Annotated in this window: 23 protein-coding genes; 15 read left to right on the top strand and 8 right to left on the bottom strand. The window is 61.8% G+C overall.

Annotated elements, in window-relative coordinates; genetic code table 11:
* The first annotated feature begins 109 nt into the window (after positions 1 to 109).
* On the top strand, positions 110 to 1,699 hold the full coding sequence (locus tag ACUM6F_RS01330) for an MBL fold metallo-hydrolase (RefSeq protein WP_425620406.1): 1,590 nt from the start codon (positions 110 to 112) through the stop codon (positions 1,697 to 1,699).
* Between the two features lie 87 nt (positions 1,700 to 1,786).
* On the opposite strand, the gene ACUM6F_RS01325 is transcribed toward ACUM6F_RS01330, so the two are convergent.
* Complete coding sequence (locus ACUM6F_RS01325) at positions 1,787 to 1,999, bottom strand: hypothetical protein (RefSeq protein WP_425620405.1); 213 nt, start codon at positions 1,997 to 1,999, stop codon at positions 1,787 to 1,789.
* A gap of 283 nt (positions 2,000 to 2,282) precedes the next feature.
* Between ACUM6F_RS01325 and ACUM6F_RS01320 the strand changes: the two genes are divergently transcribed.
* The 4 genes from ACUM6F_RS01320 to uvrC are packed head-to-tail and all read left to right on the top strand — an operon-like array spanning position 2,283 to position 7,468.
* Positions 2,283 to 2,528, top strand: a complete 246-nt coding sequence (locus tag ACUM6F_RS01320) for a hypothetical protein (protein ID WP_425620404.1) — start codon at positions 2,283 to 2,285, stop codon at positions 2,526 to 2,528.
* A complete protein-coding gene (locus ACUM6F_RS01315; protein WP_425620403.1) occupies positions 2,525 to 2,746 on the top strand; it encodes a hypothetical protein in 222 nt (73 codons plus the stop codon). The genes ACUM6F_RS01320 and ACUM6F_RS01315 overlap by 4 nt, the downstream gene beginning before the upstream one ends.
* Positions 2,747 to 5,575, top strand: a complete 2,829-nt coding sequence (gene uvrA, locus ACUM6F_RS01310; RefSeq protein WP_445348160.1) for an excinuclease ABC subunit UvrA — start codon at positions 2,747 to 2,749, stop codon at positions 5,573 to 5,575. It abuts the gene before it with no gap.
* 57 nt (positions 5,576 to 5,632) lie between these two features.
* Positions 5,633 to 7,468, top strand: a complete 1,836-nt coding sequence (gene uvrC, locus ACUM6F_RS01305; protein WP_445348159.1) for an excinuclease ABC subunit UvrC — start codon at positions 5,633 to 5,635, stop codon at positions 7,466 to 7,468.
* 137 nt (positions 7,469 to 7,605) lie between these two features.
* On the opposite strand, the gene ACUM6F_RS01300 is transcribed toward uvrC, so the two are convergent.
* Positions 7,606 to 9,153 (bottom strand): methyl-accepting chemotaxis protein, encoded by a 1,548-nt coding sequence (locus ACUM6F_RS01300; RefSeq protein ID WP_445348158.1) that lies wholly within the window; start codon positions 9,151 to 9,153, stop codon positions 7,606 to 7,608.
* A gap of 206 nt (positions 9,154 to 9,359) precedes the next feature.
* Here ACUM6F_RS01300 and ACUM6F_RS01295 point away from each other — a divergent pair, with 206 nt between their 5' ends.
* Positions 9,360 to 10,160, top strand: a complete 801-nt coding sequence (locus ACUM6F_RS01295) for a Cof-type HAD-IIB family hydrolase (RefSeq protein WP_425620399.1) — start codon at positions 9,360 to 9,362, stop codon at positions 10,158 to 10,160.
* Between the two features lie 111 nt (positions 10,161 to 10,271).
* Here ACUM6F_RS01295 and ACUM6F_RS01290 read toward each other — a convergent pair whose 3' ends face one another.
* Positions 10,272 to 11,756 (bottom strand): B12-binding domain-containing radical SAM protein, encoded by a 1,485-nt coding sequence (locus tag ACUM6F_RS01290; RefSeq protein ID WP_445348157.1) that lies wholly within the window; start codon positions 11,754 to 11,756, stop codon positions 10,272 to 10,274.
* Between the two features lie 112 nt (positions 11,757 to 11,868).
* Positions 11,869 to 12,462: a PepSY domain-containing protein gene (locus tag ACUM6F_RS01285; protein ID WP_445348156.1), complete on the bottom strand. Its 594-nt coding sequence runs from the start codon at positions 12,460 to 12,462 to the stop codon at positions 11,869 to 11,871.
* Positions 12,463 to 12,647: 185 nt separating this feature from the next.
* On the opposite strand from ACUM6F_RS01285, the gene ACUM6F_RS01280 reads away from it, so the two are divergent.
* From ACUM6F_RS01280 to ACUM6F_RS01265, 4 genes are all read left to right on the top strand, one after another.
* A complete protein-coding gene (locus ACUM6F_RS01280) occupies positions 12,648 to 13,871 on the top strand; it encodes an HD domain-containing phosphohydrolase (protein WP_445348155.1) in 1,224 nt (407 codons plus the stop codon).
* Between the two features lie 390 nt (positions 13,872 to 14,261).
* Complete coding sequence (locus tag ACUM6F_RS01275) at positions 14,262 to 14,411, top strand: hypothetical protein (protein ID WP_445348154.1); 150 nt, start codon at positions 14,262 to 14,264, stop codon at positions 14,409 to 14,411.
* Positions 14,396 to 14,941, top strand: a complete 546-nt coding sequence (locus ACUM6F_RS01270; protein WP_445348153.1) for a hypothetical protein — start codon at positions 14,396 to 14,398, stop codon at positions 14,939 to 14,941. The genes ACUM6F_RS01275 and ACUM6F_RS01270 overlap by 16 nt, the downstream gene beginning before the upstream one ends.
* A gap of 74 nt (positions 14,942 to 15,015) precedes the next feature.
* Complete coding sequence (locus tag ACUM6F_RS01265) at positions 15,016 to 15,282, top strand: diguanylate cyclase domain-containing protein (RefSeq protein WP_445348152.1); 267 nt, start codon at positions 15,016 to 15,018, stop codon at positions 15,280 to 15,282.
* A 20-nt stretch (positions 15,283 to 15,302) separates the two neighbouring features.
* On the opposite strand, the gene ACUM6F_RS01260 is transcribed toward ACUM6F_RS01265, so the two are convergent.
* On the bottom strand, positions 15,303 to 15,434 hold the full coding sequence (locus ACUM6F_RS01260) for a hypothetical protein (protein WP_445348151.1): 132 nt from the start codon (positions 15,432 to 15,434) through the stop codon (positions 15,303 to 15,305).
* Between the two features lie 235 nt (positions 15,435 to 15,669).
* Here ACUM6F_RS01260 and ACUM6F_RS01255 point away from each other — a divergent pair, with 235 nt between their 5' ends.
* Positions 15,670 to 16,212 carry a PH domain-containing protein gene (locus tag ACUM6F_RS01255; RefSeq protein ID WP_445348150.1) on the top strand — a complete coding sequence of 181 codons (543 nt, stop codon included), beginning with the start codon at positions 15,670 to 15,672 and terminating at the stop codon, positions 16,210 to 16,212.
* Between the two features lie 170 nt (positions 16,213 to 16,382).
* On the opposite strand, the gene ACUM6F_RS01250 is transcribed toward ACUM6F_RS01255, so the two are convergent.
* The 3 genes from ACUM6F_RS01250 to ACUM6F_RS01240 are packed head-to-tail and all read right to left on the bottom strand — an operon-like array spanning position 16,383 to position 17,715.
* Complete coding sequence (locus tag ACUM6F_RS01250; protein WP_445348149.1) at positions 16,383 to 17,153, bottom strand: hypothetical protein; 771 nt, start codon at positions 17,151 to 17,153, stop codon at positions 16,383 to 16,385.
* 1 nt (position 17,154) lies between these two features.
* Positions 17,155 to 17,367, bottom strand: coding sequence for a DUF6485 family protein (locus tag ACUM6F_RS01245; protein ID WP_445348148.1), 213 nt, complete (start codon positions 17,365 to 17,367; stop codon positions 17,155 to 17,157).
* 51 nt (positions 17,368 to 17,418) lie between these two features.
* Positions 17,419 to 17,715 carry a PIN domain-containing protein gene (locus ACUM6F_RS01240; RefSeq protein WP_445348147.1) on the bottom strand — a complete coding sequence of 99 codons (297 nt, stop codon included), beginning with the start codon at positions 17,713 to 17,715 and terminating at the stop codon, positions 17,419 to 17,421.
* Between the two features lie 3 nt (positions 17,716 to 17,718).
* Between ACUM6F_RS01240 and ACUM6F_RS01235 the strand changes: the two genes are divergently transcribed.
* The 4 genes from ACUM6F_RS01235 (at position 17,719) to ACUM6F_RS01220 (ending at position 19,676) form a co-directional block, all read left to right on the top strand.
* Positions 17,719 to 17,877 carry a virulence activator alpha C-terminal domain-containing protein gene (locus ACUM6F_RS01235; RefSeq protein WP_445348146.1) on the top strand — a complete coding sequence of 53 codons (159 nt, stop codon included), beginning with the start codon at positions 17,719 to 17,721 and terminating at the stop codon, positions 17,875 to 17,877.
* A complete protein-coding gene (locus ACUM6F_RS01230) occupies positions 17,870 to 17,992 on the top strand; it encodes a hypothetical protein (RefSeq protein ID WP_445348145.1) in 123 nt (40 codons plus the stop codon). Before ACUM6F_RS01235 ends, ACUM6F_RS01230 begins: the two co-directional genes overlap by 8 nt.
* 15 nt (positions 17,993 to 18,007) lie before the next feature.
* Positions 18,008 to 18,703, top strand: coding sequence for a 4Fe-4S binding protein (locus tag ACUM6F_RS01225; RefSeq protein WP_445348144.1), 696 nt, complete (start codon positions 18,008 to 18,010; stop codon positions 18,701 to 18,703).
* 127 nt (positions 18,704 to 18,830) lie between these two features.
* Positions 18,831 to 19,676 (top strand): CRISPR-associated ring nuclease, encoded by an 846-nt coding sequence (locus ACUM6F_RS01220; protein ID WP_445348143.1) that lies wholly within the window; start codon positions 18,831 to 18,833, stop codon positions 19,674 to 19,676.
* Positions 19,677 to 19,732: the final 56 nt, after the last annotated feature.

Genomic DNA, 19,732 nt, shown 5'->3' with positions numbered 1-19,732 from the left:
GGAGATTAGAACAGCGGGGATAGCGGCCCTTGCATCGGCGACAACAGCTTGAGTGAAACGGCGGGCGGGACCGCCGTTGGGGGAAAAGGCCTTTCGGAGGGATGTTACGGTGTGCCATAGTCTGTTCCGCATTTACCGCTTTGTGTCAGGCGACGAGGACGACTACCTCTGCCGGACGACGGTCTTTGTGGCCGACCGCCCCGGCTCGCTGGCGACGCTGGCCGGCGTCTTCGGCGGTCACGGGGTGAATATCACGTCCTTTTACTATAACCGGTCGGCGCATCCGAACCGGGTGATGATTGAGGGAAGGAGCGACAACCTCCGGGCGTTACAGGAGGCCTGCCGGGACCTGAACGAGCAGGGCATGTTCGACGGCGAGGCGCATGCGACCTCCCCGGAGATCGGTGTGCTCGACACCCGGAATATCCTTAAAATACGGGTGTCTCTGCAGCCCCGACCGGGCACCCTGGCCGACTTTGCCGCTTTGCTCCGTGACCATAAGGCCAATGTCATCCACATGGCATACGATGAGGCCGTTTGCGAGACGGCGGCAACGGTCACTCTTATCACGGAAAACGCGCGGGAGATAGGCGAACTTCTGCAGGACCTCAACGAGCACGGTTACTATTACGGGTTGCACTATCAGGGCGCGGAGCGGGAAGAAACCGAAAACATCATCGGTCTCAATCTTGTGGAGCGGTTTTTCTTTAAACTGAAAAGGCTGCTGGGGGGCGAGGATACGGAGCGGCTGAAGGGGGTTGTGGAGTCGTCCCGGCGCATGTCCGAGGCGCTGACCAGATTCAGCCGGGAGGCGGGCAAGGATCTGGAAGCGGGCGAGGTCTTCACCAATGTGCTGGTTTTCGCCTCGGCCTCCCTTTCGCGAACCGGTTCCGCCTTTTCCTATCGCCGGCTCCCGGCGCTTCCTCTGGGAGGCGTTGTCTTCCATGCTTTTCGTCTCCCGACCGGGGGGAATATTCACCTCCTGGAAAGCGCCGAAGAAATAGTGATGGTGGACGGCGGCTATGGTGTATACTACGAGGACGTGAAGCGGATGTTGCGCGAAAACGGGCTGGACCCCGCGCGCGTAAGCCGTATCTACCTGGGCCATGCCGACGCGGATCACGCGGGGATGAGCGGCTACTTCGCCGCCGAGTTCGGCAGCCGCGTGTTCCTTCACCCGGCGGTCCGCGGCGTCTTGGAGAACGAAAACCGGGCCTGGGGGAGCGGTTCGCCGCTAACCGAACTGAATCATTACTTCACGGTGCTGGTCAACACCTTTACGAGGTACCGCGCACCGGACGACTGGTCGGCGTACGACACGGGCGAACACGGTCTCCTGGGCGGTTTCCGGGTCATCGATGCCTTCACGGTAGGCGGCGAGACTTTTCAGGTGCTGGAAAGCGCGGGCGGCCACGTCCCCGGCCAGGTTTTCTTTGTCGGTACCGGGTCGGGGCTCGTTTTCACGGGCGATTACCTGCTGCTTGTGGAGAGCCTGCGTCCGGAGGAGCGGGAGTTCCTTAACCTGCCGAAGTTTATGATGACGAGCACGAACACCGACTCCCTCCTTTTCCGCCGGGAAATGCAGGCGCTCAAGGAGGTTGTCCTTGGTTTGGACGCCGCGTTATCCAAACAAAACCGCGGGGCGATTGTCGCGCCGGGCCACGGTGATCACTACCCCGCCAGATGGTTGAGCCGGTAGATACCACCGCATCGCCTGCATGTAGGGGGCCCGATCCCCTCCGGGGGCCGGGAGCAACCCTCGTCGCGGCCGGGCGGCGGTTTGCTCTCAGAGACCGGCGACGGCCTCGTTCAGATCGGCGAGCATCTTTTCCAGAGGAATGTTCCGGATCACGGCCAGCTCTTCGAGGGTGCTGAACAACGCCGTGCAGGTGATGCAAACGTCGTATTGCCTGCTATAGCTGTCAAATATCGCGCGCGCCTCCGGGTAGTTTTTGAGAACCTCCAGCACGGTCTTGTCCTTGGAGATCTTCGGGATCATTGCGAAAAGGCCTCCCCTTGCGGTTTTAGGTGTGGTCGAAAATCGTATCACGCAGTGTTCGACGACCTATTATCACTTTCCTTCATAGCTAAGATAACATGTAGTTATTCACGTCCTGTACCGCTTCGACCGCGCCGCCGAGATCCGGGACGCCCTCATCGAGCTGCGGCTGCAGTTCCGCGGCTAGACCACGCGCCCGTCCTTGGGCACCAGCAGCAGGTGCGGGATAGGTTATATAGGTTATAATGGAATTAAAAAGCCGGATTTCGAGGTGAACGAAAGGGTGAGAATACATAAGTCACAATGGCTGGAGCGGCGGCGGCAATGGGAAAGGTTCGCCGCCTGGGAAAGGACGGGGCTTCCGGACAACGGCGACACTGCTGTCCGTTTGCGCCGTGTGGGCGAAATGATGGACCTGTGGCTCGGTCTTCACGCCGAGAACGAGCGCGTCAGCCGTTCCGGTGTTTCCGGCATCCGTATAATGCGTAAGAAGCTTGGGAAAGTGAGAGTTTGCCGTGACCGGATTTGAGGGTACGCTGGTCAGGGTGGCACGGTTTCTCGACAGGCACGCCGTTCCTTACCGAGCGCAGTCAAGATCAGCAAGATGTCCGGGGAATAATCAACCGCATCGGAGCCCGCTTGGACCGGCGGTACCTCGATCCGATTGTCTGCGGGTTGGCCGGCGACCTGGAAAGGCCGGAAATCTGGGAGCGGTATCAGGATTACTGGAGAGAAAACGATAACTGAATGCTGGACAAGATCATCGTCAAGGGCGCCAGGGTCCACAACCTGAAAAACATTGACGTCGAGATCCCCCGCAACAAGCTCGTCGTGATTACGGGGCTGTCGGGGTCCGGTAAGTCGTCCCTGGCCTTCGATACTATTTACGCCGAGGGCCAGCGGCGGTACGTCGAGTCGCTGTCCTCTTACGCCCGCCAGTTTCTGGGACAGATGGACAAGCCGGACGTCGACTACATCGAGGGCCTTTCCCCGGCCATCTCCATCGACCAGAAGGCCCGCTCCGCGAACCCCCGGTCCACGGTGGGCACGGTGACCGAGATCTACGACTACCTGCGTCTGCTTTTCGCCCGCATCGGCGAGGCCCACTGCCCTAATTGCGAGCACCCCATCGCCGGCCAGACCATCGAGCAGATGGTCGACCAGATCATGGCCATGCCCGAGGGGACGAAAGCCCAGGTGCTGGCCCCGGTGGTGCGGGGCAAAAAGGGCGAGCACACCAAGGTCTTCGATGAAGCCCGGCGCGGGGGTTTCGTCCGCGTGCGGGTCGACGGGGAGCTCCGGGAAACCGGCGAGGAAATCAAGCTTGACAAGAACAAAAAGCATACCATCGAGATCGTGGTGGACCGCCTCGTGGTTAAGCCCGGGATCGCCTCCCGCCTGGCCGATTCGCTGGAAACGGCCGTGAAACTTACCGGCGGGCTGGCCGTGGTGGATCTTTTCGAGAACGGCCAGGCCGTCTTCAGCCAGAACTTCGCCTGCGTCGACTGCGGCTTCTCCTTCACCGAGATCGCCCCGCGCCTCTTCTCCTTCAACAGCCCCTTCGGGGCCTGCCCGACCTGCACCGGCCTCGGCGTCCGGCTGGAGGTGGACCCGGACCTGGTGATCCCGGACCGCAACAAGTCGCTGTACGAGGGCGCGGTAGCCGGATGGTCTTGGTGGTCTTACTACTACCACATCCTGGAGGGTTTAGCCGAACACTACGGTTTTGACCTGAACGCCCCGGTGCGGAAGCTTGACCCCGGGCATCTTGAAATCATCCTCTATGGGACGAAGGGTGAAAAGGTGCTTTTCACCCATGTCGATACGTACGGCCGCAAGAGGCAGTACACGGCGTCCTTCGAAGGCGTCGTCCCCTACTTTACCCGGCGGTTCAGGGAGAGCACCTCGGACCAGGTCCGGGAGGAGATCGAACAGATGATGCGCGCCAGGCCCTGCCCCGACTGCGGGGGAACGCGGCTCAAGCGGGAGGCCCTGGCCGTCAAGGTGGGCGACCGTTCGATCGCCCAGGTCAGCGCCCTGACGATCCTTGAAGCGGCCAGGTTCTGCGAGAACCTGCGGCTCACCGAGCGCCAGCAGATCATCGGGCGCCGCATCCTCAAGGAAATCCGGGCCCGCTTGGGGTTCCTCATCAACGTGGGGCTGGATTACCTGACGCTTGACCGCGCCGCTGGCACCCTCTCGGGCGGGGAGGCGCAAAGGATCCGCCTGGCCACCCAGATCGGGTCCGGCCTGATGGGCGTCCTCTACATCCTGGACGAGCCGAGCATCGGCCTCCATCCCCGGGACAACGCCCGGCTCCTGGAGACCCTGGCCAACCTGCGCGATCTGGGGAACACCCTGATCGTCGTCGAGCACGACGAGGAGACCATGCGCGCGGCCGACCACGTCATCGACATCGGTCCCGGGGCGGGCCGCGACGGGGGTCGCGTGGTGGCGAGCGGCCCCATCGAGGAGATCATCAACACGCCGGAGTCCCTTACCGGCCGGTACCTGTCCGGCCGGCTGACCATCCCCGTACCGTCGCAGCGCCGCAAGTCCGACGGGCGCTGGATAGAGGTCACCGGCGCCCGCGAGCACAACCTTCAGAACATCGACGTCGCTTTTCCGCTCGGTCTTTTTGTCGCCGTGACCGGTGTTTCCGGGTCGGGCAAAAGCACGCTGGTCAACGAAATCCTTTACAAGGGGCTGGCCGCCGAGCTCAACGGGGCCAGGGCTAACCCGGGCAGGCACCAGGAGATCCTGGGCCTGGAACACCTGGACAAGGTGATCAACATCGACCAGTCGCCGATCGGGCGGACGCCGCGATCCAACCCGGCGACTTACACCAATGTCTTTACCGACATCCGCGAGTTGTTTTCTTTGACGCCCGAGGCCCGGGTGCGCGGGTACAAGCCCGGGCGCTTCAGTTTCAACGTGCGCGGGGGGCGCTGCGAGGCCTGCCAGGGCGACGGCATCATCAAGATCGAGATGCATTTTCTGCCCGACGTGTACATTCCTTGCGAGGTCTGCAAGGGGCGGCGCTACAACCGGGAGACGCTGGAAGTGAAGTATAAGGGCCGGTCCATTGCCGAAGTCCTGGAGATGACCGTCGACGAGGCCTGCGACTTCTTCAGCGCCATCCCGAAGATCCACCGCCGGCTGAAGACGCTGCAGGACGTCGGCCTCGGGTACGTCAAGCTTGGGCAGCCCGCCACCACCCTTTCGGGAGGCGAAGCGCAGCGCGTGAAACTGGCCGCGGAACTGTCCCGGCGGCCTACCGGGCGGACGCTGTACATCCTGGACGAGCCGACGACGGGGCTGCATTTCGCCGACATCGCAAGGCTTTTGCAGGTCCTGCACCGCCTGGTCGACGGCGGGAATACCGTTGTCGTGATCGAGCACAACCTCGACGTCATCAAGACGGCGGATTACATCATCGACCTCGGGCCCGAGGGCGGCGACGGGGGCGGCCGCGTAGTAGCCACGGGTACGCCGGAGCAGGTGGCCGCGAATGATGCTTCGTATACCGGAGGTTTCCTGCGCTCGATCCTGAAGGGCACTAACGATGAGCATTAATGCCGGTAACATCCAATATCTAATATCCAAGTCTAAGTTCAAGAGGCGTAAGATACGGTGAAACTTGCGGAAAAAGCGTCTCATCTCCCTGACGCCCCCGGCGTCTACCTTTTCAAGGACGCAAAAGGAACGGTAATCTACGTAGGCAAAGCGGTCTCCCTGCGCAACAGGGTCCGGTCCTATTTCGGGAGCGCGCAGAACAACAAGGTCCAGGCCATGCTCGCCCGCGCCGCGGACCTTTCTTTCATCGTGACCGGCAGCGAGGTCGAGGCGCTGATCCTGGAGGCCAATCTCATCAAGGAGCACCGCCCGCATTTCAACATCGTGCTCAAAGACGACAAGAGCTACCCTTTCCTCAGGGTCACCGTGAACGAGGAGTTCCCGCGGGTCTTCGTGACCAGACGCCAGGTCAGGGACGGCTCGCGCTACTTCGGCCCCTATCCCAGCGCTTCCGCGGTCCACGAGACACTCAAGCTTATCAAGCGCCTGTTCCCTTTCCGCTCCTGTACGCAGGCCCGTTTCAGGAACGCCCGACCGTGCCTCAACTACCATATTAAGCGCTGCCTGGCTCCCTGCGCCGGCCTGGCCGACCCCGAGCAGTACGCCGGGATTATCAGGGACGTCTGTCTCTTCCTGGAGGGGAAGCACGACGAGCTGATCCGGGAACTCAACCGCAAGATGTCCGAGGCGGCCGCCGACCTGGATTTTGAAAAGGCGGCCGAATACAGGGACCAGCTCCGGGCCATCGACCAGGTCCTGGCGCGGCAGAACATCGTTTCCACGAAACCGGAGGACCAGGACGTCGTCGCCCTGGCCCGCGACGGCGACCGGGGCGAGGTCCTGGTCCTGGAGATCAGGAACGGCAAGCTGCTCCGGCAGGAGCAGATAACGGTGAGGGGCGTCCGGGACCGCAGCGACGCCGAGGTGCTGGCGGCCTTTCTCAAGCAGTATTACATGGAAGCATCCTTTGTCCCGCCTGAAATCCTCCTGGCGCATGACCTGGGCGACGAGCGGCAGGTCATCGCCGAGTGGCTGACGGCCAGGCGCGGGGGCAAAGTCCAGGTCAGGGTCCCCCGCCGCGGGCGCAAAAAAGAACTTGTCGACATGGCCCTCAAAAACGCGGCTCTCGTCCAGGAACAGATGCGCCTGGAACGGGGCGGGGACCGGGCCGTCGCCGAGTTGGCCGAGGTTTTGGGGCTGCCGGAGCCGCCCGCCCGCCTGGAGGCCTTCGACATTTCCAACATTCAGGGACACCAGACGGTCGGCTCGATGGTTGTCTTTGAAAACGGGAAACCCAATCCCGCGGCGTATCGCCGTTTCAAGGTGCGTAGCGTGGAAGGGCCCAACGATTTCGCGGCCATGGGAGAGGTCGTCGGACGCAGGTTTGCCAGGGCCGTCGACGAACAGCAACTGGTCAACACCGGGCAGATGAAAAGCCGAGAGGCCAAGTTCCTGCCACTACCGTCCTTGGTGCTGATCGACGGCGGGAAGGGGCAGTTGAACGCGGCCGTCGAGGTGATGAGGAGCCTTGGTTTCGGCCACATTCCGGTATACGGGCTGGCCAAGGAAGAGGAGGAACTCTTCACGCCGGGCAACCCGGACCCCCTGCCCGTCCCGAAGGACTCCCGGGCCCAGTACATCCTGCAGCACTTGCGCGACGAAGCCCACCGCTTCGCCGTCACCTACCACCGCCGTGAGCGGACGAAGCAGGGACTGCGCTCGTTCCTGGACGAGGTCGAGGGCATCGGGCCGGCGCGCCGCCGCGCCCTGCTCAAGGCATTTCCCTCCCTCGAGGCCATTAAACAGGCCGGCGTCGACGAACTGGCCGCCGTCCCGGGGATGAATCGCAAAGTCGCGGAAGCGGTGTACCGCTTCTTCCTGCGGGATGAGTGAAGAGAGCGGGCCTCCCGACCACCTCTGAAGATTGATGCCCTTCCAAAGAAAAAGACCTGGTATTCGACGCCAGGCCTTTTTTGTTCGCTAAGGGAGTTCCATAAGGGAGTTCCAGGAGAATCAACAGCCTTCCGGAGCTACACCCTGAACCTGGCTATTGCTCCTGACAGCTTTTCGGCATTCTTTGACAGGTCTCCGGCGGAGGCCGCCACTTCCTGGACGGCCGATGTGATCTGTTCCGTCGCGCCCGAGAGCTGCTGCATCCCCTCATTGGTCTGCTTCGCCCCTTCGGCGATGTCACGGATGAGATTGGCGGCTTCTTCCACGGCGCTGATGATTTGTTGCAGCGACTTGCCGGTGGCATCGGCGGTCTGCACGCCTTCACGGACTTCGGTGACGCTTTTTTCCATGGCGGTCACCGCCTGGCCGACGCCACGCTGAATTTCGGCGATCAGCCCGCCGATCTCCTTGGCGGCGTTGGCCGACTGCTCAGCGAGTTTCCTGACTTCCTCGGCCACGACGGCGAACCCGCGTCCCTGCTCGCCCGCCCTGGCGGCCTCGATGGCGGCGTTCAGCGCGAGCAGGTTAGTCTGGTCGGCGATGCCGGTGATGACGTTGATGATGTCGCCGATCTGCTTGGATATGGTCCCAAGCTTCTGGACGGCGGCATTGACTTCCTGGGTGACCGAGGCGATCTGGTTGATCTTCGTTATGGTGTTGTTGACGTCGCCGCTGCCGCTGCGGGCGGCCGTCCGGACTTGCTCGGCCTTGTCGGCGGCGGTCAGGGCGTTTTCGGCGCTTTGCTCGGAAACGCTGGAAACCTCTTCGGCCGTCGAGGACACTTCCTCCACCGTGGCGCTGACCTGTTCCGTTGCGGCGGCAAGCTCCTGGCTCTGGGCGGCGAGCGACTCGGCCGTACCGGCGATACTCTTGACGAGCTCCCGGAGCTGTTCGCGCATCCGGTTAAGCGTTTCGGCGAGCCGGCCCAGCTCGTCTTGGGACTTGACCCGGATTTCCTGCGTGAAGTCTCCCTCGGCGATGCGGTTGGCGCCGCTGATCAGATGTTTTACGGGGCTGACCGCGTAGTTCGTCAGGAAGAAAGTCACGGCGATGATCGCTAAGAGAGCGAGGCCGGAGGTCACGGCGATGCTGGTGGTCGTGCCCCGGATGATATCGTTGACGAATTGCTTGTTGGCCCCGACGTACAGCATCCCGATGATCCGGCCGTCGGGGTCTTTGATCGGCTCGTAGGCGGTCTGGTACTTCACGCCCACCACTTCGGCTTCACCGTAGTAGCCGCGCCCGTTCTTCAGGACGGTCTCGCTTACTTCGGGTGCGGCCTGGGTGCCGACGGCGCGCTTACCTTCCTTCTTGACCGTGGTCGCCACTCTGGTGTCGCCCAGAAAAATCGTGCACGAATCGCCGGTGAGCCGGTTGATCTCGTCGACGACGGCCCAGTTTTCGTTCATGACGACGTCGCCCTTGTAAAGCTTGCCGTCGCGCACGGACCATGCCCCTGGATAACGCGCGTCGATCAGCGCCGTAGCCAGGGCGAGGTCTCCCTTGGCCTTCTCCGTTGCTGCCGCCGCAGCTCCTTTTTTGACTTGCTCGGCCGTAAAAAGAATGGTAGCGATGATGCCCAGGGTGATGATCACGGCCAGCGGAACAAGGATCTTGGTCTTCATTGACCGGACGGAAAAACGCAACAAACCCACCCCCGGAAAAATGTAGCAAGATGTCGAATCTGTTTAACTATCATAATCGTCAAACCGAGCGCCGGGCTTTAGCCTTGACCGCCGGGGATGGTGCGGTGTAAAACTGACTTGAGACACTTGGCGTGCTTAGCGTCTTGGCAGTTGATTGAAATCGCGGACAGCAGATGGAGGCGAACTTGAAATACAGGCTTGTAGCTATTGATCTGGACGACACACTGCTTAACAGCAGTCTGAACGTGGGGCCGCGTGCCCGCGCGGCGCTTGCCCGCGCCCGGGCGCGGGGGGTCATCGTGACCCTGGCCACGGGGCGCATGTATGCCTCGGCCGCGCCCATCGCGCGCGAGCTGGGGCTTAAGGGCCCGTTGATCACCTACCAGGGCGCCTGGGTAAGGGACGTCGATACGGGGGAGACCTACATTCACCGGACCGTCCCCAACGAATTCGCTCGGAGCATCATCGACGATATCCGGCGGCGTGGTTTCCACATCAACATCTACCTTGACGACCGTCTTTATATGGCTGAACTGACAGAAAGGGGCGAGCGGTACGCGCGGCTCTGCCGGGTGGAGGCCCACCCGGTGGGCAACCTCCTGGAGTTTCTGGGGGACAATGAGCCGACGAAAGTGCTGGCCATTGCCGACGAGCGGGACATCGACGCGCTGATGGCGGAAATGTTTCCCCGTTACCAGGGAGTGCTGCACGTCACCAAGTCCAAGCCGCACTTTTTGGAATTCTCCCACCCGCAGGCCACCAAAGGGGCGGCGCTGGAGTGGCTGGCCGCTCATTACGGCGTTCCGCGCGAAGCGGTAATGGCCATCGGCGACAGCTACAACGATTTCGACATGCTCGAATTCGCCGGCCTCGGGGTCGTCGTCGGCAACGCCCGGGAAGAAATCAAGGCGAGGGCCGACTACGTCACCGCCTCCGGCGAGGATGACGGCGTAGCCGAGGCGCTGGAGAAGTTCATTCTGCCGTAACTTTTTTCGGGAACGAACGACGCGTGAAGGGATAATAATCTCGGCCAGCTCAGCGGCATGCGGATGTGTTACACCGATTGACCCGACGAATAGGGGACTGAAAGCAAGCTCTTAACTGCGGCCGGAGTAAACCCTTCGGAAGTGGAAGCCGTAAATGGCGAAGGTGATGGCCTCCGGAAGGAAACGCGGGCGCCGGAAGAGCGTCTTTATGAGTAGTTGCCAGTAATGCTTCCGGCCCTTGTCGAGGACGCCCAGGTAAAACATCGCCTTGAAGAGGGCCGTCAGGTAGCAGAGACGCAGGTGCCTTATACCGGCCCTTCTGGCCGGCCTGAATTCCCGGAAAAACTCCCAGATCCGCTGATAATACGGTTCCGGTGCGTAGATGGTGGTGACGATTCTGCGGTAGCCGTCCAGCAACACCTGAGGGTTCATTTTGGGAATGAAGTTCAGGGAGTAATCGGTGTTGTTACCCGAGAAGTTCTGCAGGAGCCGCTTTTCTTGCTTCAGGCGTTCGAACAACCTCGTCCCCCGGGGGGCGTTGAGCAGGCCGACCATTGCGGTGACGATGCCGCTCTTCTGGATGAAGTTGATCTGTCGCTCAAAAATGGAAGGGGTATCGCTGTCGAAGCCCACGATGAACCCCGCGCTCACCTGCAAGCCGTGATTCTGGATTTTTCTCACCGCGGCGAGGAGGTCCCGGTGCAGATTATGGAACTTCTTGCACTCCTTCAGGCTCTCTTCGCTCGGCGTCTCGATCCCCACGAAAACGTGGACGAATCCCGCTTTCCGCATCAAGTCTAAGAGCTCTTCGTCATCCGCCAGATTGATCGACGTTTCGGTGATGAAGGTGAAGGGATGCCGGCGGCTTTCCATCCACATGATCAAGGCCGGAAGGATCTCGCCTTTCATCCGGGCCTTGTTACCGATGAAATTGTCGTCAACGATGAAGACGCTGCCCCGCCAGCCGTAATGATAGAGGGCGTCCAGTTCGCGCAGCAGTTGCTCCTTTTGTTTTAAGCGGGGTTTGCGCCCGAAGAGCGAGGTAACGTTGCAGAATTCGCAGTCGTAGGGACAGCCGCGGGAAAACTGAATGCTCATCGAAGCGTAGTCCCGAAAGTCGATCAGCTCCCAAGCCGGCACCGGCGTGAGGGAGAGGTCGGGTCTTGCGCCGGTGGCGTAAATGTGCCGCCCGCATCCTTTCTCCAGGTCCGCCAGAAACGCGGGCAGCGTGGCTTCGGCTTCGTTCAGGACCAGGTAGTCGACTTCGGCGAAGGTCTCGGGCTCGGCGGTGAAGAGGGGGCCTCCCGCCACGGTCTTAACACCCAGGGAACGGCAGCGCGCCAGCACTTCCTTGACGGAGCCGCGCTGGATTTCCATCGCGCTTAGAAAAACATAATCGGCCCATCTGAGGTCCGCGTCGGTCAGCCGTGCCACGTTCAGGTCGATCAATCTCTTGTCCCAGGCGGCGGGCAGCAAGGCGGCGACGGTGAGGAGTCCCAACGGAGGGTATGCCGCCCTTTTGCCGACAAACCGCAGAGCGTATTTAAAACTCCAGAAGGTGTCGGGGTATTTCGGGTAAACCATTAAAACGCGCATCGCCCGGAGTTCTCCTTTGCCCCGGCTATTCAATATTATGGTCTCTGCAGGTCGGTGAGAATGTGCCCGAGTACGACGCGTGGTGGAAAATAATGGGGTGGAAAAGAATGGTTTATTCAAGATTAGCATACAGGGGTAGCCTTGCGCAAGGATCAAGATGAACGCATCTCTCACCGTGTTGTGTCTGTGTACCGTGGCGCATTACATAAAGCTTAATCCCGTCCTCGCCGTGCTGGTAGAAAAGTCTGGCAGTACACCGGGCAAACTTTTCCGGAGCCAACCGCCGGGCCGCCTTCTCGGCGACGGTCTGCGCCTGGGCCCTGGTGTAGGCGGGCATTCCGCTGTAGCGCCCGGACGGCGAGCTCTGCCATATGCCCAGGTGAATGATCTCTCCGGTGGCGGTGCTGATCGTCATGTCGCATCCTCCGCCCGCCTCTCCTTCCTTGCTCCAGCGCAGCTCCCACACCCCGCGGCCTTCGTATTCGTTGTAGTCGGAGCTGAACTCGTCGAACCTGCCGACGCCGGGGTAGGCCTTCTTGGCGATCCGGATGGCCTGTTCCAATGTAACTTTGTTCTGCGCCGCGGCCGCCGTGGCCACGGCCGGCGCCGGCTCCGCGGCGAGCGCCGGCGCCGGGAGCGCCCCGGGCAGGAGCAGGCTGGCGGCGGTCATGGCCGCAACCAGCCGGCGACGATAACCCGTAAACAAGACGATCCCTCCCTGTAAGATTTTTCTTCTGCATGGATTAAACGCCGCCGGACGCCGGAAAATGACAAGCGCAAAAAAAAAAATACATATGCTGCACCGGTGCCAGAAGTTACCACCAGGGAGGAACCGGGGGCCGGAGGGCGAATAGGGACCGGGAAAACTGTGGCGCGACGGGGGTGGAAGCAATGGGTGCACCGGCCGGATCGACGGGCGAACTGCTGGCCGCGCTGAGCACGGCTCTGGATTTCACGGCACACGGCCTTTCGGCCCACCACCGGCGGGTGGCCTATGCCGCCCTGGAAGTGGGGAAGGCCGCCGGCCTGGGGACCGCCGAAACCGGACGGGTCTACACCGTGGCACTGATTCACGACCTGGGGGCGCCCACTTTTGTCGAAAAGATGGAGCTGCACCGCTTCGAGGTCGCTAGCCCCTTCGAGCACTGCGCTCGGGGAGCCGCCCTGGCGGTGGCGATTCCCGGTCTGGAAGGGGTCGCGGAGGTCATCCTCAGCCATCACGACCGCTGGGACGGCGCGAACCCGAGCGGCCTGACGGGGGAGGCCATCCCCGTGGAGAGCCGGCTCATCCACCTCTGCGACCGCCTGGACGTCCTGATCGACGCGAAACACTACATCCTGGACCAGGTGGACGTCATCCTGGCGCGCCTGAAGGACGGGGTGAAGTCGCTCTTCGATCCTGTGCTGTATGAGGCCCTCGAGGACGTGGCGGCGCGGGAGTCTTTCTGGCTCGACCTCGTCTCCTGGAACCTACCCGAGCTCCTGCGGGAGAAGGTGGGCCGGCCGGCGCCGGGACGGGACGGGGCCGCGTCACTGGCCGGCATCGCCGAGATGTTCGCCCGCGTCGTCGACAGCAAGAGCCCCTTCACCCACCGGCACTCCCACCTGGTGGCCCGGGTGGCCGGGGAACTGGCCGCGCGCCTGGGCTTCGGCGCCGCAGAGCGGGAACAGTTGCATATCGCCGGGCTCTTGCACGACTTGGGCAAGCTCTCCGTCCCCGAGGCCGTCCTCGACAAACCGGGCCGGCTGACGGCCGCCGAGTACCGTGTGATCAAGCGCCACACCTACTACACCTACCATATCCTGCGGCGGGTTCCCGGCCTCGAAGAGATCGCCGGGTGGGCGGCGTACCACCACGAGCGCCTCGACGGGCGGGGCTACCCCTTCCACCTGCGGGGCGCGGAACTGTCGACCGGCGCCAGGCTGATGGCCGTCGCTGACCTCTTCGCCGCCCTGGTCGAGGACCGTCCCTACCGCCCGGGTCTGCCTCGGACGCAAGTGGAAAGCATCATCCGCGATCAGGTGCGCGACGGCGCCGTCGACGGGGAGATCGCCGGCGTCCTGCTGGCCGACTACGAATCCTTCGCCGCCCTGGACGAGGTCTTTCGGCCATAACAGGTGTTCCACCGGACTTTCATACGGGCTTTGGCATCCGGCAAGGACGCTCTGAAGTTGCATGTCAAAGAATACCATCTAACTCCTTGTCCGGACTTCCGGGAGGTATTACAATACCCATAGGGGTTAGGGCCTGTTGAAAAAAATGGGGGCTGTTCAAAAACGAGCATGGCGCGGAAGGCGAAGCCGACCAGCGCAGAGCGTACGGAAAAAGATGTCTGAAACCAGAGGTCAGAAGTCTGACCGGGAAGCGATCACTCGTGATCGCATCGAGTCCGACCTCGGACATCCGGCATCTGATATCCTTGTCGGTACGTGAGCACTGGGCGGCGAGCGTGACAAAGCCAGGCGGAGTTTTTTCAACAGCTTCGGTTAGAGGGGGTATCCAAGATGAGCGATATCCGGGAGCGAAAGCGGGAACTGGTGGCCCGACACTATGCGAGGATGCCCGCGGCCCGGAAAATGAAGTTGCTGGTCAAAATGAGCGAGGTGACCAGGAAGCTCCAGGAAGGGGTCAGGGCGACTTGCAAGACCCGTTGATTCTCTGTGCGGAGATCATGGACTTTCTGGCGATCCCCTACTGTATCGTCGGCGGCTACGCCGTCGCCAGCTACGGGGTCCCCCGCCAGACAGGGGATGTCGACGTCCTGGCCGTCATCGATGGTGACGCGGCGGTCGTCGCCAAGAAGTTAAGAGGGCTGGGCTACGATGTCTCCCTAAGCCGGGCCGACCTCCTTGATCCACTTGGTGACCTCATCACCATCGCCTCAGACCTCCCCATCCAATTGATCAAAGCCAAGTATGCGTACCAAGTGGACGCCGTTCGGAACGCGATAACCGTCCCCTACGAGGGTCGGGAGCTGCGGGTGGTGTCGCTGGATGACCTCGTGTTACTCAAGTTGAAAGCCGGCAGCTCCCTGGATCTTAACGACATCCAATCAATTATGAAAGTGCAGGGCCCCAACCTGGACATCGCGTCCTTGATGGAGAGGGCCCGGCGCATAAGGGTCGACAGGCGGCTACGGGCGCTCCTCGCGAAAACGACATTGCCGGGGGGTCCGGACGCATAAGACTTATGATGCAACGAGAACGGAAATGAGACCTCGGGGCGGGAAACCTCGGGGTTCTCTTTTTCGCGGTGCTGATGCCCAAAAGCGATCTGGCCGCGGCGCTTGCCGTGGCGGAGCGCGCCAGGGAGGCGTGGCTGGCCCACCCCTTGACCGTGCCCGGAGGCGGCGAAAGACTGCGCGTCACCTTCAGCGGCGGCGTGGTCGAGGGCGGTCGGGAGACGACCGACGTCAACGAGATTCTCGCCGCCGCGGACCGCGCCCTTTACGCGGCGAAGGTGGCGGGCAAGGACCGGATTGCCGCCGGAGCGCTTCCTTTGCCGAAGGCCGGGCAATCCCTGTGATATCTCAAGGCAAGGAGTGCTTACGTTGACCGGGAAATGCTACCGAGGAGTTCTTCCGGGTCGCCCTGCGGCGTCGGCGTTACGATTTCCTTGCTGGGCTGCAGGCGGATCTGGATCGCTACCTGTGGTTCGACAACTGGGGGCGACCGCATCAAGGCCGCCGTACCGGGGGCCGTACTCCGGCCGAAGCCTTCCTGGTTCCGTATCCTGATCTGATTGGACTACCGTGTCAACACCAGGATCATTTGACATCCATTGACGAGATTTGTAGGAGCAACTGCGGCAGGGCCGCGTTGGTAGGACGGGGAAAATGGGTCGGGGGCAGTCAGGTTACCTCAGTGCCAGGTTGCCGATGCCTCCGACGCCATCAATCTCCGACAATGACGGGTGCCATCGGGGTGGATCAGGGTCTACGCCACGTCCTGGAAGAACGAGATGGTGGTGCTGGAGACCGAGCGGGAGCCGTACTTTCTTTCTCCGGCGGAGCCGCAAAGGTTTTGCGAGGCGCTGCGAGCCCGGTTTTGCGGTTACAAGATTGTTTGTGGAGGCAAGGTGAAGACGGTGGCCAATCTCAACGCGACGCTTCTTGCGCAGATATTCCATTTCGTCCTGCTGTCGGCCCTGACGGTCGGTTTGGCTCTGGCCATCCTGTACTTCCTGGCGCGGCGCAAGTCATCGAGGAACCGCAGTCAGGATACTTCCCCGACCATGGCTCGTCAGGAAGAAAACCCGGAGCGCCTTGTGTGCCTGCGCTGCTCCGCGGAACTCGAGCGCCTGGGCGTGGAGAAGTTCCGCATCGGCGGCGCAACCGGCTTGGTCAAGCTTGTGTTCGACGAGTGGACGGAACTGGGAGAGGATGTTCTTCCCCTCGAAGTCTGGGTTTGCCCCGGTTGCCGGAGGGTAGAGTTCCGGTTTGCGGGGCGGGATTAGGATGCACGGAGCTAAGGAGGTTCACGCCCTGGCGCTTCCTTTCGACGGGCTTGTATGGTGTGAAGAGGGTTGGCCGGGTGTTCTCTTCGAATATACGGTTGAGGCCTGGGCCTGCTACCCTGATTTTTTTTCGGCTCCGGGCCGTATTCCCGGTCGAGCGGTCGCAATATCTATTTCGTCATGCTGGCCCCGCTCGACCTGCCGGTGCCTGCAGAGTAGGATCGTGAGCATCGGGTCGCAACGCGCTTCCGGATGCGCCGTACGGAGTAACCGAGCACTCCCCCACCTAAAAGCAAACCGGCTGAAAATGTTATCACCAGGAGAGCGTCGTCATCAGAAAGGAGGCCGGGCCACAAGGCTTCCGCCAAAGACACGACAACCGCTGCGAGAAAGAAGGCGGCCGCCAGGAGCAAGAGAAATAGCACACGGGAAAGCAACCAGTAGACATCCGCAGTGACGACAATCCAGAGGATTTTCTTAAGCCGCTCCTCTGGCGGTAGCTGGGACAGCGGCTGTTTTGGGTGTTCGGGAAAAACTTCGTCGGTTGCCTGATAGACGATCAACCCGGTCCCTCCAAGCGCGGCCAGAGGGGCGAGAAGAAACGCCACCTCGGGGTCCTCAGAGGCCTGAAGGGTGCACACGGACACCGGCAGGGCGTAAGGCAACCACGCTGCGGCCGCCGCGAGCACGGCGCGCGCCGCGAGCCGGTTTACGGTGGCACTGGAGATCTTGAGCATATGCTCCGTGAAAAGAGAGGCACCCAGCGCGCCGACCCCGAGGAGCACTACCCAGAACCACCTTTCTTCTACCCGTGCGGCCTGCGGCCCAAGTTTGCGCAAGAGAAAACAGACCGCGTAGCCGGCGCTGACCGAGGCTGCTGCGGCGAGGAGAACAAGCTTGACGAACGTTCCCGCCATTGCCGGCTTTCCCTGGGCCGACAACCTAAGCGGGGTGCGAGGCACCCAGCTGCCGGGCGCGGATGAAGGCGCTGACCGAGCGGTCATAGGTGCGCTCGGCTTCCGGCGGGAAGAAGCAACCAGGGAGCTCGCCGCGGCCTCTGTGGTAGGCCACACACTCGCAGCAGAGGCCTTTCTTGTCGCACGGTTCGTAGGTGCAAGTGCAGCGGGCAAGGTTTCTGTCCTTCCGGCACTCCACTGGGGACACTCCTTACTTAAATTTTTTGTATCAGTTTTCGCGCCCCATTTCTCAAACCCTGCACCGAAAACAAAAGACCCTGTCGGTGGTCGGCAGTTGCGGCAGAGCGTCCAGTTCTTCTTTCAGCACGACATAATGCGCCTCGTCTCTGGCTCCGAAGCCTTGCAGGCCGGGGAAATGCCGCAACCCCAGGAGAAATGACCGGTAGGTGAATTGTATGCGTCTTTTCTTGTGCCCATCATTGCATCCCGGAGTGGTGCGGCGTACCGCAGATGAATGTCCTTGCCCGGGCAGGGCCGGACGGCACTCCTTTGCCGGGCTCCGGAGCGTCTTTACCGCCGTGGACAAAGAGTGCTGATCCATCACTACGCGGCCCTTACCGGAGCCCGCGAGGACGCCCGCCACTGGTCCCTTACCCTGGAATTCGGCCGCCGCTTTGCCCGGATGGCCGTCGATTGGTGCGACGCCGCGCTGGCCGCGATCACGCAGGAGGGCAAGGCCCATGGGTAACAAAATTCCCGGCATGGTCTCGATTTTCACCGGCTTTGTCCCCTGGATCCTGTACCGGGCGCTCTCGGGCCCCGGCCTCTGGACGGAGCAGGATGCTGGTGCGGTGTTCTGGTAAGGAGGGGTAGGTGCGGTGTTCTGGTTGTCTTTGGCCCTACCGTTTGTCATCGGATTGGCCGTGGCGGCCATCCTGTATTTTACGGTCGGCTGGTGGGGTTTTTGGATAGTCTTCCCCTGGATCGGGTTTTCTATCTCTCTGGGAACATATTTAATGGCGAAATTACCGCGCAAGAAAAGATCCGCAGGAAGGCGGGTCGCCATTCTGATGATCCTGCCGGCGCTCTTACTATTCGTCCCCATTGCCAATAACGAGAACTTTCAATTGGAAGGCGTGGTCTTGCTGTTACTGGCCGGCTACTTTTCCAAGGGAGTCATCCATTACATGGTCGCCAAGGTGTTCGGGCCGTTGATCTGGGGGCGGGGATTCTGCGGTTGGGCCTGCTGGACGGCGGCGGTTCTGGACTGGCTGCCGCTCAAAAAGACGGGCCGGATTCCACCGGAGCTCAAAAGAATAAGGTACCTGACCTTCGCCCTGTCAGTTTCGTTGCCGGTGGTTCTGGTGAATGCCGGCTGGTCTGCCCCGCCGGGGCCATTGCCTGAGCCGCGACCGAACATAGTTTGCATCCCAACCAGCCAGCCCGCCGGCGGTCGATTTGTCGAATATCCTCGAATTATCTCGAATTTCTCCGATATCAGCGTAAATCAGCGGAAAACGACAATATCCTGCAGGAAATCGCCCGGTGACATCGAAATCCCCTTCAACTCATAAGCATTTGGCAAGAAAGGTAACGCATTACTACGCTAAACGTTAATGAATAAACTGGTTGCCCCGCCGGAAGTGAGGCAGGATGAAAGTGACCCCTGTGATGTCGGGAGCTCCGGGTCGTTATGCTACTTTGATCTGTACCCTGGGAGTGGAACCCCAGGTGGTGACCATTACTCTTGACCGTCTCCTGGCTGAAGGCGCGCCGGTGGATGAGGTGGTAGCCGTCCACACCGATAGCGACGGAGTCCGGGAAGCTCTGGCCGTTCTGAAAGAGGAGTTTTCCGGCCCGGTCTACCCCGGTGTGATGCTGCGGGCAGTGCCGGTGACCGCGCCCGGCGGCCCGGTCGCGGATTTCCGGGGCGAGGATGAGCTGCGCGGTCTCCTTCGCGCCCTTTACACCGAGATCCGCCGGGCGCGGCAGCAGGGGCGGATTGTGCACCTGTGTGTATCGGGCGGCCGCAAGGTCATGGGGATCATGGCGATGGTTGTCGCTCAGCTCCTTTTCGGCTCCGAGGACCGCGCTTGGCACCTGGTCACCGAGGGCTGGCGGCCCGGCGCCGAGCGCCGCCTGCATCTGCCGCCGGGAGAGAAAGTGTGGCTCGTGCCGGTCCCGGTACTGCGCTGGAGCGAAGCGGCCACGCTGATGCGTACGGTGGCCGAGCTGGATGATCCGGCGGCGGTCGTGGAATGGTACGAGAAACTGAGCCGCGAAGCCCGGGAACGGCGGAAGGGGGAGTTCATCCGCCGCTGGCTGACCCCGGCCGAGCGGGAGGTAGTCCGCCTGGCCTGCAAAGGCCTGGATAACGCGGCCATCGCCAGGGCCCTCTTCAAGGGGGAGCAGACTGTGGCCAACCAGCTCGGCGCCGTCTACGAGAAGCTGAGGGAGTGGCTCGGGTATCCCGAGGGCAACGTCGACCGCTCCCGGCTCATCGCGGAGTTCGCGCCTTACTTTGTTTTCACGGAGGAAGAGGGATAAGGTGCAAATCATCAACTTCTCCCACCCGCTGACGGAAGAAAGCCTGAAATAAACTT

It is taken from the genome of Desulforudis sp. DRI-14 (genome assembly GCF_052618305.1).
This window is presented reverse-complemented; position numbering and strand designations above follow the sequence as displayed.

Bases quoted from the DNA above. Each gene is read 5' to 3' on its own strand.
- ACUM6F_RS01325 (WP_425620405.1), bottom strand. From the start codon at position 1,999: ATGATCCCGAAGATCTCCAAGGACAAGACCGTGCTGGAGGTTCTCAAA.
- uvrA (WP_445348160.1), top strand. From the start codon at position 2,747: ATGCTGGACAAGATCATCGTCAAGGGCGCCAGGGTCCACAACCTGAAA.
- ACUM6F_RS01300 (WP_445348158.1), bottom strand. From the start codon at position 9,153: ATGAAGACCAAGATCCTTGTTCCGCTGGCCGTGATCATCACCCTGGGC.
- ACUM6F_RS01290 (WP_445348157.1), bottom strand. From the start codon at position 11,756: ATGCGCGTTTTAATGGTTTACCCGAAATACCCCGACACCTTCTGGAGT.
- ACUM6F_RS01280 (WP_445348155.1), top strand. From the start codon at position 12,648: ATGGGTGCACCGGCCGGATCGACGGGCGAACTGCTGGCCGCGCTGAGC.
- ACUM6F_RS01275 (WP_445348154.1), top strand. From the start codon at position 14,262: ATGAGCGATATCCGGGAGCGAAAGCGGGAACTGGTGGCCCGACACTAT.
- ACUM6F_RS01265 (WP_445348152.1), top strand. From the start codon at position 15,016: ATGCCCAAAAGCGATCTGGCCGCGGCGCTTGCCGTGGCGGAGCGCGCC.
- ACUM6F_RS01260 (WP_445348151.1), bottom strand. From the start codon at position 15,434: ATGCGGTCGCCCCCAGTTGTCGAACCACAGGTAGCGATCCAGATCCGC.
- ACUM6F_RS01230 (WP_445348145.1), top strand. From the start codon at position 17,870: ATGGGTAACAAAATTCCCGGCATGGTCTCGATTTTCACCGGCTTTGTC.